The organism is Kibdelosporangium philippinense, from assembly GCF_021390435.2.
GTDB classification, from domain to species: Bacteria; Actinomycetota; Actinomycetes; order Mycobacteriales; family Pseudonocardiaceae; genus Kibdelosporangium; species Kibdelosporangium philippinense.
In genome coordinates, this window is the sequence record NZ_JAJVCN010000006.1 from 66,906 (window position 1) to 79,827 (window position 12,922).

The window sequence follows — 12,922 nt, forward strand, 5'->3', positions numbered from 1 at the left end:
ACTCACGAGGAGTTCTCTAGCACGAAGTGGACAGTACGTCCCGCAACGTGAAGTCGACCCAGGCGAAGCCGTGCGCCTGGCGCGTCACGCCACTGAGCTTGCGGCTCAGCGTTTGCGGGATCGGCTTGGCTTCCTTGCTCCACCAACCCTGGTCGGCCTCGTAACCGATCTGGTACAGCACCGGGTTCGGGTGGTAGAGGTCCGCCCATGCCTTCATCTCGGCCACATAGTCGGTGACATTGGTGAAGTACTGCGTGTCATCGACGAACACGATCTGGCCGCGGTAGGTCTTCGGCAGCGCCGCCGGGCTGAAGTGCTTGAGGAACAATGTGTACTGCGCATTGTGGCTCTTCACGCGCGATTCCCACTGCTGCGCGAGCGAATCCGTGACCGGGTCGTTGAGGTCCGCGCCACGCGGGTTGAACCACTCGACGTCGACACCGAACCCGAGCACGCTCGGGTGATGCTTGTAGCGCTTGAGCACGAGGTCGATCAGCGTTGGCATGTCAGCGAAGCCGGACTCGATCTGCAGCCAGACCTTGATGCCGTGGGTGTCGAAGTAGTCGAGGAACGGCTCGTGCTTGTCACTGCTCGCGAACTTGATCCGTGAGCCATAGTTGCGGCCGTCGCCAGGGTGCGGGAACTGCAGCGCCACACCGTTGTTGGAGATGTTGCCGACGATCCAGACGTTCGCTGGCGTCGACCCAGGGAAGTAGCCGGCCATTTGCTTGGTCGCCGTCTCCCAGCCACACGAGTTGGGGAAGGGGCTGATGCCGTAGCTGGAAGAGCGTGCGCCACCCCAGCGAACCGGGCCGTTGCCACCGCCCGGGTCACTCGTGGTGGTCAGGGTGAAGGGCGCGGAGTCGGGCGAAGTTCCGCTGGACCCCTTGGCACGTACGCGGAAGGTGTACGAGGTCGACGGGTTCAGACCGGAGATGACCGCGTTCGGGATGGTCGCCCCGATGACCTTGGACGAACCGGTCCATCTGACTTCGTACTCGGAAGCACCCGACGATGTGTTCCATTCCAGCGTGACCGAGGTGCCGGTGACACTGAACGCCCGGACATTGGTCGGAGCAGGCGGAGCGGCGGCGGCGGTTGCAGGGAAGGCGGTCGCGACAGTGGCCGCGATCGCCAAGAGGACCAGGGACTTTCGGAATCCCATGGAGGTGTCGCCTTTCGCTGACGCGCGGCAGTACCCGGAGCGCGGGCATTGGCGGCGACCGCGATAGTTAACAAACTTTCCTAATGAATGATGCCAGTCCTGTCAACAGGCTGGTCCAGCCTCGTGAGTGGTTATGCGCGTTCTAACCCGCGTAACCACTCACGAGGGCTCATTAACTCTGCTGGGCCGCATTCCACAGGTCTTGCATGGCCTCCAGGTAGACCTCTGAGTCCACGGCCCTCAGCCTCGCCGCCGGGATGATGTCGTCGGGATGGGTCTGGATCAAGAACCGTTCCTCAATCAACCCGCGCACCGCGATATCGGCCACGTCAACCGGGGCCATCGCATGATTGTCCAAGCCCATTCGGACGGCTCGGCCGACGGGATCGTCGTCCACCGCGAGCATCAGCGGCGTCTCGACCAACCCCGGGCACAGGCACGAGAAGCGAACCCCAGTGTGGCTGTACATCACGGCATAAGACTCCGCGAGCGCCAGAGCCGCGTGTTTGGTCACCGTGTACGGCGCCGCCCCAGGAGTCATGATCAAGCCGGCGGCGGAAGCCGTGTTGACCATGTAGCCCTCGCCGCGCTTGATCATCGCGGGTAGCAAGGCGCGCATCGCCCAGATGTGCGACATCACATGCACATTCCACTGCAGTTGCCAGCCTTCGTCGGTGACCTCAAGGCCGCCGATCGGCAATGGGACGCCCGCGTTGGAGAAGTACACGTCGATCTCGCCGTAGCGCTGTTCGGCTTCCGCGATCAGCCGAAGGATCTCCGATTCCCTGCTGACGTCGGCTTCGATCGCAAGACCGTCCACACGGAACGCCGTCTCCTGCGCGCCTGCGAAATCCTTGTCCGCGATGGTGATCCCTCGCGGACACTCCTTGGCGAACCGTTCGGCCAGCGCGGCTCCGATTCCGCTACCGCCGCCGGTGATCAGGACATGCCTGCCGCCGAACTCCATACTTTCAATTTTAGTTGCGACAACTTCCTATCGTCTGTCAACTTCTTGCCACTCGGGGGCCTCAGCCGAAAGCCTCGGCCAGCCACCACGACCCGCCATCAGACGCGATCTTCGCGTCGATCAGCAACGGGCGATCACGGGGTCCGTCCACCCATTCTGCCACGCCGTCGAGGTCGCCGACACCGTGGACCGTGAGCGCGGCACAGCCGAAACCGCGCGCTATCTCGGCTATTCCGGGATCCGGAAAGACTACAGTGGACAAATCGGCATCGTGTCCGAAGTGGTGGATCTCGGCACCGTACGCCGAATCGTTGTAGACCACGATCACCATCGGCAACTTGAGCCGGACGACCGTTTCAAGCTCGGCGATGCTCATCATGAACCCGCCGTCCCCGACCGCGGCGACCGGCAGCCGGTCCGGCCGGGCAAGCGCCGCGCCGATCGCGGTGAACAGACCGAGCCCGATCGACTGGAACGACTGGGTCATGCAGTACCCGAACTCGTCGGGAACGGACAGATAGGCGCTGGGATAACCCATGAAGTTCCCGGAATCCACCGAGACGAGCCGGTCACGCGGGAGCAGTTCGTCCAGCCGAGCGGTCAGCTCACGCGGGTCGATGTGGGTGTCGGTGGACAGGTCCGGCACCGGCCACCCTGGACCAGCGGCGAGCCTGGATTGGACGGAGTCGCTGCGATATCCCTCGCGGACAGTGACCAATTCCGTCACGTCCTGTGCGGTCTGCCCGGCGTCGCCCTGCACCACCAAATCGACGGGCTGGTGCGCCTGACCGCCGATGTCCACCTGCGCGGTCGTGCCCGTCAGCAGCTTGCCCCGGCGCGTTGTCCACTTCGTGAACGCCGAACCCCAGCCCACGACCAGGTCGGCCTCGGTGATCAAATCGGCGGCCAGCGAAGACGAGAACCCGCCGGAAATGCCCAAAGACCACGGGTCGTCGTGGAAAAGCCCATGCGCTACGGCCGTGGTGGCCAGCAAAGCACCCGTCTTCGCGGCCAGCTCACGCAGTTCTTTCGCCGCGCCACGCGCACCACGCCCGGCGATGAACACCGGCCGTTGCGCCTGTTCGATCATCGCGGCCAAATCCTCGACTGCCTTGCGGTTGGGCCGCATTGGCAGCAACGGTTCGACCGGCGAGAACGTCGCCGGGACGGCAGGAGCGGCCTGGACGTCCAACGGCAGGTTGAGCACGACGGTCCGGCGCTCGTGCACAGCCGTCCGGTAGGCCCGCACGGTGTCCGCGACCGCGGTCTCCGCCGAATGCACACGTTCGGACGTCGCACCCACCGCGATCACGGCCGAGTCCTGATCGATCCGGAAGTTGGCCAACACAGCCGAACCAGGGGTGTCCGCGGTGAGCACGATCATCGGCGTGCGCGCTTTGGCCGCTTCGGTGATCCCGGTCATCGCGTTCGTCAGGCCACAGCCCTGATGGAGGGACACCAGCGCGACCCGCCCGCTCATCCGGCCGTACGCGTCGGCCATGGTCGCCGCGCCCGCCTCGTGCCGGGTTGCGACAAAAGGGACGCCATGGGCACGAAGAGCGTTCGTCACATCGAAGTTGCCACTGCCCACAACGCCGAATGCCTGCGCCACACCAAGTTCCGCCAGCGTCTTGCCGACGATTTCAGCGACGTTCATCGTTCCACCATCGCAAAAACCCTGGCGGGGCTGCCCGATCCGCCGACGATCGGCAACGGCGACACCACGAGCATCGTGCCTGTCGCGGGCAGCGTCTCCAGGTTGCGCAGAAGGGTGAGCCCGTGCTTACCCGCGCCCATCATGTAGTTGTGACACGGGAAAGGCGGGTCGAAACTGTGCGCCGCACCAGCATCCGTGCCGACGGTTTCCACGCCTACACCCGTTAACGGTGTCTCCTCAGCGAGCCATCGAGCGCACTCCGCCGACATGCCCGGATTACGCGCTTCGTTGAGGACGTCGGGCCGCGCGGACCAGCCGCTGCGCACGAGCAGCCACCCGCCGTCGGGCAGGGCTCCGTGCGCGGACTCCCAGCGCTTGACGTCGTCGATCTCCAGCAGGAAGTCGTCGTTTCCGGCGACTGCGCTGGACACGTCGATCACGACCGCGGGCGCGACCAGGGTCTTGATCGGGACCTGGGACACGTCGTGGCCGTCCTTGCCGGACACCCAGTGCACGGGAACGTCCAGGTGCGTGCCCGTGTGCTCGCCGGTGTGGATGTTGTTCCAGTACCAGGCCGGGCCTTTCTCGTCGTACCGGCTGATCTCTTCGAGCTGGAACGGGATCGTGTTGGCGAACGGGTCGGGCAGCTGCAGGATCGGCGTGCTGGACGAGAGTGGCGCGGTCAGGTCGATGATCTCGACTCCGCCGGTGGAAATCGCGTCACGAAGCTGATCAAGCAGACCCATCATCGTTCCCTTCGTCGGTTGGCAGCCGAGCGTGCAGGTGTCCGTCGTGCAGGCCGTCCACGTGCGACATTGCCGCCCGAATGGTGCCTTCGGGCGCGTATCCGGCGGTCGTCGCGACGCGGCACGAAGCAATGTTCGCCGTCGAGTGCTTCAAGAACAACCGCTGGAAGCCGGCCGCTTCGAAACACCACGTCGTCATCAACCGGACGGCCCTGGCCGCCAAGCCCGCGCCCCGCGCTTCGGGCAGCAGCCAGTAGGTCAGTTCGGCGACTGCGGACTCCAGGTCGACGCTACGCAGCCCGATCTGGCCGACCGCGCGGTCGTTGTCGGTGATCGCCCAGCTTGTCTTCGGTCTCGTTCTGCCAGCCGTGGTTCCATCTGACGATCCACGCCAAGGCTTCCTCGTCCGAGTCCATCCGGCGGGGGTGCCAGCGTTGGATGTCCGGCCAGTCGAACGCGGCCCGGACTACCGGGACATCCTCGGCACGCCACGGCCGCAGGGCGAACCGGTCATCGATCGCGAGGATTGGCTGGGTCAGCGCCTTCAACGAACCCGAGGGCAGAAGTGGTTCATACAGGATCGGCACTCTTCACGATCGTACGGGAATCTCGTCGATCACCTCGGTGGCGATGGCGCACGCGGGAGCGCGGTAGAAATCGGCCAGCGCGTTGAACGTCTCCTCGGCGCGGATCGCGGGCCAGTCGCGGGCGAGGTGCTCGGCGGGCAGATGCGGGTCCTGGCGCACCAGGTTGAGCCAGTCGGTGTGCAGGATCAGTTGCCGTGCCAGGTCGTCGCGTGCCGAGGGCAGCGGGTCCTTGATGTCCCAGCGGGCAAGGAACTCCTGATAACGCGCCGCGATCGCCTCGGTGTCGAACGCCTTGTGCACGAGATCGGCGGATTCGGTCGGTTTGGCGTGCTGCGCGGTGAAGACCGTGACGTTTTCGGCGAGGTCGAGATGCTCGACGATCGCGCCCGCGTCCTTGATGCCGGGCGCGATCCACAGACCGTTCTGCAGCAGGCCGAACCCGGCCCAGATCAGCTGGGAGCGCAGGTCGTGCCGGTCGCTGCGGCGGCCTTCCGGCATGGAGAAGGCCACCACTGTCCAGTTGCCGTCCCAGTCCCGGTTCACCGCGCCGGTCTGGAACATCCGCCGCTTGCCGTCCGCCAGCACGTCTGTGGCGCGCTGGGAGAGTCCGAAGTAGACACGGCGGCCCTTGCGATGGCGTTCGAGCAGACCTCGGCCGGCCATTCGGGTCAGCGTCGAGCGGACCGCTTCCTCGGACACCCCGACGCGATCGAGGACGTCGATGATGCTGCCCGAATACACCGCCGAATCGCGTTCGAGCAGGTAGATGCCCAGAAAGCTGAGCATGAGCGGCTGCGGTCGTGCCTGGTCCTCCACATCGGCAAGACTAGGTCACGCCAATGTTGTGCACAATGTTGACGCTCGTCATTAATCTGACGTACGTTGCCTGGCATGGACCTGACAGGCAACGTCGCGGTCGTCACGGGAGCGGGACGCGGCCTCGGTCGTGCCTACGCCGAAGCCCTCGCGGCCAACGGCGCCGCAGTGGTCGTGAACGACGTGGACGCGCAAGCCGCCACGCAAGTCGTGAAGGCGATCGGTGATCGTGCGGTCGCGGCCGTTGGCCCAGTCGGCAGTGCGGAAGTCGCGGATCAGTTGGTGGACAAGGCCGTCACGGAGTTCGGGCAGCTGGACGTGATGGTCACCAACGCGGGCATCCTGCGCGACCGGGTGCTCTGGAAGATGACGGACGAGGACTTCGACGCGGTCATCGACGTCCACCTGCGCGGCACGTTCACATGCGCCCGAGCCGCGGCGAACCGGATGCGGGAACAGGGGAGCGGCGGTCGTCTGATTCTGATCTCCTCACCCGCTGGCCAACGCGGCAACTTCGGGCAGACCAACTATTCGGCTGCCAAGGCCGGGATCGTCGCGATGGCGCGGACGTGAGCGATGGAGCTGGCCAAGGCACGGATCACGGTGAACGCGGTCGTGCCGGTCGCGGCGACCGACATGACCAAGACCATCCCGAGGCGATCGAGGAACTCGGCGTCCCCGCGTTGTTCCACACTGGACAGACCGGGATCGGCGCCGGCGTGCCGGGCGGTGGCGGGATTCGGCTGAAGTACTCCAACCCGATGCTGATTGACGACGTGGCGGTGGACTTCCCGCAATTGCGGATCATCCTCGCGCACCCGTCCTTCCCTTGGCAGGACGAGGCTTTGGCGGTCGCGACGCACAAGCCGTACGTCTACATCGACCTGTCCGGTTGATCGCCGAAGTACTTCCCGCCGCAACTCGTCCGGTACGCCAACTCGTTGTTGCAGGACAAGGTGCTGTTCGGCTCGGACTATCCGGTGATCACGCCGGACCGCTGGCTGGCCGACTTCGCCAAGCTGGAGATCAAACCCGAAGTGCGGCCCAAGATCCTGAAACACAACGCGATCCGACTTCTACGCCTGGAGAAGACATGACCACGCGCGCGCACGGGCTTGCCGGACTCAAGGCACTGGCAGGCAAAGACCTCGGCCACACCGGCTGGTGGGAGATCACGCAGGACCGCGTCAACACCTTCGCCGACGCCACCGACGACCACCAGTGGATCCACGTCGACCCGGCACGCGCGGCCGAAGGTCCATTCAAGACAACCATCGCGCACGGCTACCTGACGCTCTCCTTGCTGCCCGCGCTTTCCTCGGAGTTGCTGGTGATCGAGGGTGTCGGGATGGGCATCAACTATGGACTCGACCGGGTGCGGTTCCCAGCTCCCGTACCGGTCGGCAGCAAGATCCGGTTGACCGGGATCGTCGTCTCGGTCGACGAGGTGCAGGGTGACGGCGTCCAGATGGTGCGGGACCTCACCGTCGAGATCGACGGTTCCGAGAAGCCCGCGTGTGTTGCCCGCTGGGTGTCCCGCCACTACGCCTGAAGGAGCGCGCGATGACCAACGAAGGACTAGGCGGCTGGCCCGCGCGCCGGGCGTTGATGACGCCGGAGCGTACCGCGATCATCTATCAGGACAAGGCAACGACGTACGGCGAGTTCTTCACGCGGGCGACCAAAGTGGCCTCAAGGTTGCGCGCGGACGGCATTGAGAAGGGAGATCGGGTCGGCTATCTCGGGCCGAACCACCCTGCCTTCGTGGAAACCATGTTCGCGGCCCACATGCTCGGCGCGATCTTCGTACCGCTGAACTTCCGGCTCGCCACACCGGAACTCGAGTACATGATCTCGGACGCGGGCATCAAGATCCTGGTCCGTGACCCGGCGACCGCCGAGGTCACCGGAACGAAGATCATCTCACTCGACGACTACGAAGCCTGGCTGGCCGCGGGTTCGGCCGACCCGATCGACGCGCCGGTCGCGCAGGACGAGATCGCGTTCATCCTCTACACCTCGGGCACGACCGGGCGGCCGAAGGGCGCGATGCTGAGTCACGCCAACCAGATCTGGAACAGCTACAACGTGCTGGTCGCGTTCGACGTGGCCGGTGACGAGGTCTCGCTGATCGCCGCGCCCTTGTTCCACGTCGCCGCGCTCGGGCAGTTGCTGCTGCCCACGTTTCTCAAGGGCGGCTGCTCTGTGCTCACCCCGACTTGGGACGTTGATGCCGCGTTCGACCTCATCGAGCGCTACCGGATCACGTGGATCTTCGGTGTGACAACGATGTTCGCCTCGCTTGTGCAGTCTTCCCGTTGGGCGGAAGCGGATCTGTCGTCGGTGCGGAGCCCTGATGTCCGGTGGCGCACCGATCCCGGTGTCGTTGATCGAGGCGTACCAGGAACGCGGACTGGTGTTCCAGCAAGGCTATGGGCTCACCGAGACCTCGCCAGGCGCGACCCTGCTCGAGGCCAGCCAGAGTATCCGCAAGGCCGGATCCGCTGGTGTGCCGGTGTTCTTCGGATCGATCAAGGTCGAGGCGCCGACCGGGCGACCCGGCGAGGTGCTGATCAAAGGACCGCACGTCACGCCGGGTTACTGGAACAACCCCGTGGCGACCAACGCGGCCTTCGATGATGGCTGGTTCCGCTCGGGGGACCTCGCGATCCTGGATGACGAGGGCTACCTCTACGTCGTCGACCGGGTGAAGGACATGTACATCTCCGGCGGCGAGAACGTCTATCCGGCCGAGGTCGAGGGCGTGATCTTCGGGCATCCGGCGGTCGCCGAGGTGGCCGTGATCGGGGTGCCGGACCCGAAGTGGGGTGAGGTCGGCAAGGCCTTCGTCGTCTGCCGCCCCGACACCGAGCTCACCATTACGGACCTGCGCGGATTCCTGGCAGGCAGACTGGCCAAGTACAAGATCCCGGCCTATCTCGAACTGGTCGACGGGATGCCACGCACCGCGTCCGGCAAGGTGCAGAAGGCCAAGCTGCGTTGACAATCCCCGGTCGTGAACGTATGTTCATGAACAAGCGTTCATGACGATCCAGGGGGCGACGATGAGCATCGTGAATTCCGCGCAGGCCGAGGCTTGGAACAGGTACGAGGGCCAGCACTGGGCCGCGCACGACTCGCGGTACGACGCGCTGAATGGCGGCTTCAACAAGTTCGTTCTCGAGCAGATCGGGCCCGACGACCGTGTACTCGACATAGGATGTGGCAACGGCCAGCTGACTCGGCAGGCCGCACGGGCTGCCAGGTCGGCGATTGGGGTCGACCTGTCAGCTCCCATGCTGTCGGTCGCCCGCCTACGGGCCGCCGACGTGCCCAACGTGACGTTCACGCAGGGCGACGCGCAGGTCTTTTCCTTCGAGGACAGCGCGTACGACATCGCGATCAGCCGGTTCGGGGCGGTGTTCTTCGCCGACCCGGTCGCCGCGTTCAGCAACATCCGCCGAGCGTTGGCGCCGGGCGGCCGGACAGCGTTGCTGTGCATGACTGCGTTGCGGGACACGGATCTCGGCACGGTCTTCGACGCGATGGTCGAGTACCTGCCGTGGCCGACAGGAAAGGACGGTTCGGGCCCGACCTCGTTCGCGGACCCGGCCAGGGTCGAGTCTGTGTTGTCGGACGCCGGGTTCACGGACGTCACGTGCACTCGTGTCGAGGCGGACCAGGTCTGGGGCCGCGATCTCGCCGACGCCTTGGAGTTCTTCACCGACTGGGGACCGGTGAAGTACAACATGGGTCTCGCGGGTCCGGAAGCCGCGGCCAAGGCGAAACAAGCGGTTGCTCAGGCGCTGGAGTCCTTCGTGACGCCGGAGGCCGTGAAGCTGCGCGCGAACGCCTGGCTCGTCCAGGCAAACGCCTGATGCCTCGGAAAACCAACCTGCGGGAGCAGTTGATCGCCACTGCTGCCGGGATGATCGCCTCGCAAGGTACCGCAGGGCTGACGGTCCGGGCGATCGCCAAACAGGCAGGCGTCGCGGATGGCGTGCTGTACAACCACTTCAGCGACAAGGAAGAGCTCCTCGCGCAGTCGTTGATCACGCATGTCCGCAACGTCGAAGCCACACTGGGTGAGCTGCCCGAGGCAGGTTCAGGCAAGGTTGAGGCGAACCTCAAGGCGCATCTGGAGTACGGCCTTGCCCTGCACAAGGCCATCCTGCCCGCGTTCACTGGCCTGATCGGACAGCCAGCGGTCCTGGAACGTCTTGGAGAGCTGGAAAACGACAGCTGGCGCGAGCGCTTCACCGCGTATCTCCACGCGGAACGGGAACTCGGCAGGCTACGAGCCGACGCCGATGTCGACTCGGCGGTGGCCTTGATCGTCGGCATCTGCCACGAGACTGTCCTTTCCGGACTGCTGCCGCACAACCCGGTGACCCGGGACCCTGACACGGATCGGATCGTCGCGGCCGTGCTGACTGGGATCAGATAAGGCCGGACCGTGCCGCGTGTGCCGCGGCCGCGGTGCGGGACGGCAACCCCAGTTTGGTTCGGATATTCGCGACATGCCGGTGCACGGTATGCGCACTGAGATTCAACCGCTGCGCTATTTCATGGTCGCTCAGGCCCGCGGCGACCAACCGGAGCACGTCGAGTTCCCGTGCCGACAACGATGACGTTGTGTCCGCTGTGGACGATTTGGCCACACCGACGAACCGGAAGATGTGCTCGATCACCGCATCCGATTCGCCAAGCCATGGCATGTGGTTCGCGCCGTCCAGCGCTACCAGGGTCGCGTCGGGGATCTGCGCGGCGACGGCACGGCCGAGGCGGAACGGAACCACGCGGTCGGCGCGGCGATGCAGAACCATTGTCGGCGCCTGAACCCGCGGCAGGTGCTCGCGTACGTCGAACTTGTACACCGCCTGCAGCGAGGCGGCCGCGACCTGTGGGCTCATGGTCGCCCGCTGGAACCGGATGAACTCCTGGCGTTCGGCCGCGGTGGCGTCCGGCAGGAACAGCTCGGCGAGAAACCTCGACCCGACGCCCCAATGCCGGGCCAGGATGTCCACAATGGATGCTTGGGCCTCCGGCGTGGTGATCTCGGCGCCATATCCGTACGCCCCGTAGAGCACGAGCCGGTCCACTTGGTCTGGGTACATCGCCGCGTAGGTCGCGGAAATACAGCCACCGGAAGACGCGCCGAGCAACGAAACCGGCGCGCCGACTTGCCGGACGATCGCGTCGATCGTGGCCAGTTGCTCGTCCAGTGACGGCCCGCTCGCCCGGCCGTAACGAACCAGCGTGACACCGCCAGCGAGCCTCGTCATGAAGTCCCGGAACGCCGACATCTGCCATTCCTGCTCGAGATCGCAGCACCACCACCCGCCCGCGATCAGTGGTGGGCCGGAGCCCGCGGCAGCCCAAGGCACTTGGTGGCTGCCCACGCGCGCGAATCGGACCAGCGGTGTCGTCACGCTACTAAGCGTAACCGCGTGGCCGGGATCGGCCAGTAGCCAAAATGGCCTGTTCCGGTGATGCGCCCGGGTCGGTGTGCCAACGAAGGTTCACATATGAAAGAGAGTTTCTTCGCCGCGATCTACGATCCTTTCCTGTGGCTCGGAGAGCAACGCGGCATGCGAGCCCGCCGTGCCGCGCTGCTGAGCGAGGCAAAGGGCCGGGTTGTCGAGATCGGCGCGGGAACCGGGCTGAATCTCAGGCACTACACCAGTGACGTGAGCGAACTCGTGCTCACCGAGCCGGTCGAGCCGATGTACAAAAGACTGCGCGAAAGGGCAGCGGGCAGGCCGGAAGTCGTTGTGCGCCAGACATCCGGCAGTCGGTTGCCCGCCGCACAGGACAGCGTGGACACCGTCGTGTCGACGCTTGTGCTGTGCACAGTGCCGGAAGTCGAGCCGGTGCTTGACGAGATCGCCAGGGTGCTGCGGCCGGGCGGGCTGTTCTTGTTCTGCGAGCACGTGATCAGCGATGACGAGAAGCGTGCACGCACACAGCGGCGTATCGCGCCCTTCTGGGAGAAGTTCGCGGGTGGCTGCCACCCGGATCGCGACACCGCCAGTGCCGTGGCTGAACGTTTTGAAATCAAACGAATGGAGGACGAGCGATGGCACGGCATGCCATCCTGGGTACGCCCGTTGGTCACCGGTGTGGCGGTGGCCTGACTGTGTGGCACACCCATGGCACGCCCGCGTCACGCCTATAGGTCATGGGTGAGTACCGGGGTGGAATGAACTATTGGCAGCGGGCGACGGGCAGCTTGCAGGTGCGGCTGGTCGGCGAGGTCGCTGTGCACGGAGTGGACAGCACGTGGGAAGCGCCCGATGTCGGCAGCCGCAAGGCACGGACTTTGCTGGCGTTGCTTGGCGTGGCACACGGGCGGATCGTCACCGTTGAAGCCATTGTCGAGGAGCTGTGGGGCAATACCCCGCCGCAGCAGCCGAGAGCCAACGTGGCCACGCTGGTGTCACGGCTGCGGGCCAGATTCGGAGCTGACGTGATCATCGGCGGTCGCCGTGGGTATCGGCTCGGTGACACGATCAGGGTCGACCTGCACGATGCCGCGCAGGACATCACCTACGCGGAATCGGCGTTGAGCACCGGTCGGCCGGGGGCCGGTCTCACCGCCGCGGAACACGGCCTCGAGCAGATCGGCGCGAACGTGGTGCTGATCGACTATCCGTTGCCCGAATGGGCAGAACGGGCGCGCGCGATGCAAACCGGGTTGCTGCGTCGCGGGCGGCACGCGGGCGCGGAGTGCGCGTTGCGTGTCGGCCAAGCGGCAAAGGCACGGGCCATTGCCGAGGCTGCGATCATCGCGGATCCGTTGGACGAGCGGGCTTACGGAATGCTGATGCGGGCTCACGATGCGTTGGGTGAGCCCACGAGGGCGCTGCTCGCGTACGAAAGGCTGCGGACGACGTTGGCGACCGAACTGGGCACCGGTCCGGCCGCCGCGATCCGTGACCTGCACGTGTCGATCCTGCGTGCCAACGCCGTTTCGGCGTGAAC

14 protein-coding genes and 3 pseudogenes are annotated in these 12,922 nt (G+C 65.5%); 9 read left to right on the top strand and 8 right to left on the bottom strand.

Annotation, left to right across the window (positions count from 1 at the left end; all coding sequences use genetic code 11):
• Positions 1-16: 16 nt before the first annotated feature.
• From LWC34_RS56370 to LWC34_RS56400, 7 genes are all read right to left on the bottom strand, one after another.
• Positions 17-1,165: a fibronectin type III domain-containing protein gene (locus LWC34_RS56370; RefSeq protein ID WP_233735185.1), complete on the bottom strand. Its 1,149-nt coding sequence runs from the start codon at positions 1,163-1,165 to the stop codon at positions 17-19.
• Positions 1,166-1,337: 172 nt separating this feature from the next.
• Positions 1,338-2,132 carry an SDR family oxidoreductase gene (locus LWC34_RS56375; RefSeq protein ID WP_233735187.1) on the bottom strand — a complete coding sequence of 265 codons (795 nt, stop codon included), beginning with the start codon at positions 2,130-2,132 and terminating at the stop codon, positions 1,338-1,340.
• A gap of 61 nt (positions 2,133-2,193) precedes the next feature.
• Entirely contained in the window at positions 2,194-3,789 is a 1,596-nt protein-coding gene (locus LWC34_RS56380) for a thiamine pyrophosphate-binding protein (RefSeq protein ID WP_233735189.1), read from the bottom strand.
• Positions 3,786-4,535, bottom strand: coding sequence for a cyclase family protein (locus tag LWC34_RS56385; protein ID WP_233735191.1), 750 nt, complete (start codon positions 4,533-4,535; stop codon positions 3,786-3,788). The genes LWC34_RS56380 and LWC34_RS56385 overlap by 4 nt, the downstream gene beginning before the upstream one ends.
• The gene (locus LWC34_RS56390; RefSeq protein WP_308200335.1) at positions 4,522-4,869 is read right to left on the bottom strand and encodes a GNAT family N-acetyltransferase; all 348 of its coding nucleotides are present in this window, start codon (positions 4,867-4,869) and stop codon (positions 4,522-4,524) included. The genes LWC34_RS56385 and LWC34_RS56390 overlap by 14 nt, the downstream gene beginning before the upstream one ends.
• Positions 4,826-5,122, bottom strand: coding sequence for a GNAT family N-acetyltransferase (locus LWC34_RS56395; protein WP_233735193.1), 297 nt, complete (start codon positions 5,120-5,122; stop codon positions 4,826-4,828). Before LWC34_RS56395 ends, LWC34_RS56390 begins: the two co-directional genes overlap by 44 nt.
• Positions 5,123-5,125: 3 nt before the next feature.
• Positions 5,126-5,938 carry a PaaX family transcriptional regulator gene (locus LWC34_RS56400; protein ID WP_233735195.1) on the bottom strand — a complete coding sequence of 271 codons (813 nt, stop codon included), beginning with the start codon at positions 5,936-5,938 and terminating at the stop codon, positions 5,126-5,128.
• Between the two features lie 75 nt (positions 5,939-6,013).
• Here LWC34_RS56400 and LWC34_RS56405 point away from each other — a divergent pair.
• The 7 genes and pseudogenes from LWC34_RS56405 to LWC34_RS56435 all read left to right on the top strand — a co-directional run.
• Positions 6,014-6,592: pseudogene (locus LWC34_RS56405) on the top strand (SDR family NAD(P)-dependent oxidoreductase); the annotation flags it as partial.
• A pseudogene (locus tag LWC34_RS56410) lies at positions 6,592-7,035 on the top strand (amidohydrolase family protein); the annotation flags it as partial. The pseudogenes LWC34_RS56405 and LWC34_RS56410, both read left to right, overlap by 1 nt.
• Positions 7,032-7,490, top strand: coding sequence for a MaoC family dehydratase (locus tag LWC34_RS56415; protein WP_233735197.1), 459 nt, complete (start codon positions 7,032-7,034; stop codon positions 7,488-7,490). The pseudogene LWC34_RS56410 and the gene LWC34_RS56415, both read left to right, overlap by 4 nt.
• A gap of 56 nt (positions 7,491-7,546) precedes the next feature.
• Positions 7,547-8,227: pseudogene (locus tag LWC34_RS57850) on the top strand (AMP-binding protein); the annotation flags it as partial.
• 67 nt (positions 8,228-8,294) lie between these two features.
• Positions 8,295-8,942 carry an AMP-binding enzyme gene (locus LWC34_RS59440; protein ID WP_284052018.1) on the top strand — a complete coding sequence of 216 codons (648 nt, stop codon included), beginning with the start codon at positions 8,295-8,297 and terminating at the stop codon, positions 8,940-8,942.
• A 40-nt stretch (positions 8,943-8,982) separates the two neighbouring features.
• Positions 8,983-9,816, top strand: coding sequence for a class I SAM-dependent methyltransferase (locus LWC34_RS56430; RefSeq protein WP_233735199.1), 834 nt, complete (start codon positions 8,983-8,985; stop codon positions 9,814-9,816).
• Positions 9,816-10,385 carry a TetR/AcrR family transcriptional regulator gene (locus tag LWC34_RS56435; RefSeq protein ID WP_233735201.1) on the top strand — a complete coding sequence of 190 codons (570 nt, stop codon included), beginning with the start codon at positions 9,816-9,818 and terminating at the stop codon, positions 10,383-10,385. The genes LWC34_RS56430 and LWC34_RS56435 overlap by 1 nt, the downstream gene beginning before the upstream one ends.
• On the opposite strand, the gene LWC34_RS56440 is transcribed toward LWC34_RS56435, so the two are convergent.
• Positions 10,378-11,370, bottom strand: a complete 993-nt coding sequence (locus LWC34_RS56440) for an alpha/beta fold hydrolase (RefSeq protein WP_233735203.1) — start codon at positions 11,368-11,370, stop codon at positions 10,378-10,380. The genes LWC34_RS56435 and LWC34_RS56440 overlap by 8 nt on opposite strands.
• A gap of 96 nt (positions 11,371-11,466) precedes the next feature.
• Here LWC34_RS56440 and LWC34_RS56445 point away from each other — a divergent pair, with 96 nt between their 5' ends.
• Entirely contained in the window at positions 11,467-12,075 is a 609-nt protein-coding gene (locus LWC34_RS56445) for a class I SAM-dependent methyltransferase (protein ID WP_233735205.1), read from the top strand.
• 44 nt (positions 12,076-12,119) lie between these two features.
• Positions 12,120-12,920, top strand: a complete 801-nt coding sequence (locus LWC34_RS56450) for an AfsR/SARP family transcriptional regulator (protein ID WP_250109487.1) — start codon at positions 12,120-12,122, stop codon at positions 12,918-12,920.
• Positions 12,921-12,922 lie beyond the last annotated feature (2 nt).

What these genes read in the sequence shown, in the direction of transcription:
- LWC34_RS56415 (WP_233735197.1), top strand. Translation starts at nt 7,032, where the DNA reads ATGACCACGCGCGCGCACGGGCTTGCCGGACTCAAGGCACTGGCAGGC.
- LWC34_RS56385 (WP_233735191.1), bottom strand. Translation starts at nt 4,535, where the DNA reads ATGGGTCTGCTTGATCAGCTTCGTGACGCGATTTCCACCGGCGGAGTC.
- LWC34_RS56450 (WP_250109487.1), top strand. Translation starts at nt 12,120, where the DNA reads ATGGGTGAGTACCGGGGTGGAATGAACTATTGGCAGCGGGCGACGGGC.
- LWC34_RS56435 (WP_233735201.1), top strand. Translation starts at nt 9,816, where the DNA reads ATGCCTCGGAAAACCAACCTGCGGGAGCAGTTGATCGCCACTGCTGCC.
- LWC34_RS56370 (WP_233735185.1), bottom strand. Translation starts at nt 1,165, where the DNA reads ATGGGATTCCGAAAGTCCCTGGTCCTCTTGGCGATCGCGGCCACTGTC.
- LWC34_RS56380 (WP_233735189.1), bottom strand. Translation starts at nt 3,789, where the DNA reads ATGAACGTCGCTGAAATCGTCGGCAAGACGCTGGCGGAACTTGGTGTG.
- LWC34_RS56375 (WP_233735187.1), bottom strand. Translation starts at nt 2,132, where the DNA reads ATGGAGTTCGGCGGCAGGCATGTCCTGATCACCGGCGGCGGTAGCGGA.
- LWC34_RS56445 (WP_233735205.1), top strand. Translation starts at nt 11,467, where the DNA reads ATGAAAGAGAGTTTCTTCGCCGCGATCTACGATCCTTTCCTGTGGCTC.
- LWC34_RS59440 (WP_284052018.1), top strand. Translation starts at nt 8,295, where the DNA reads ATGTCCGGTGGCGCACCGATCCCGGTGTCGTTGATCGAGGCGTACCAG.
- LWC34_RS56430 (WP_233735199.1), top strand. Translation starts at nt 8,983, where the DNA reads ATGACGATCCAGGGGGCGACGATGAGCATCGTGAATTCCGCGCAGGCC.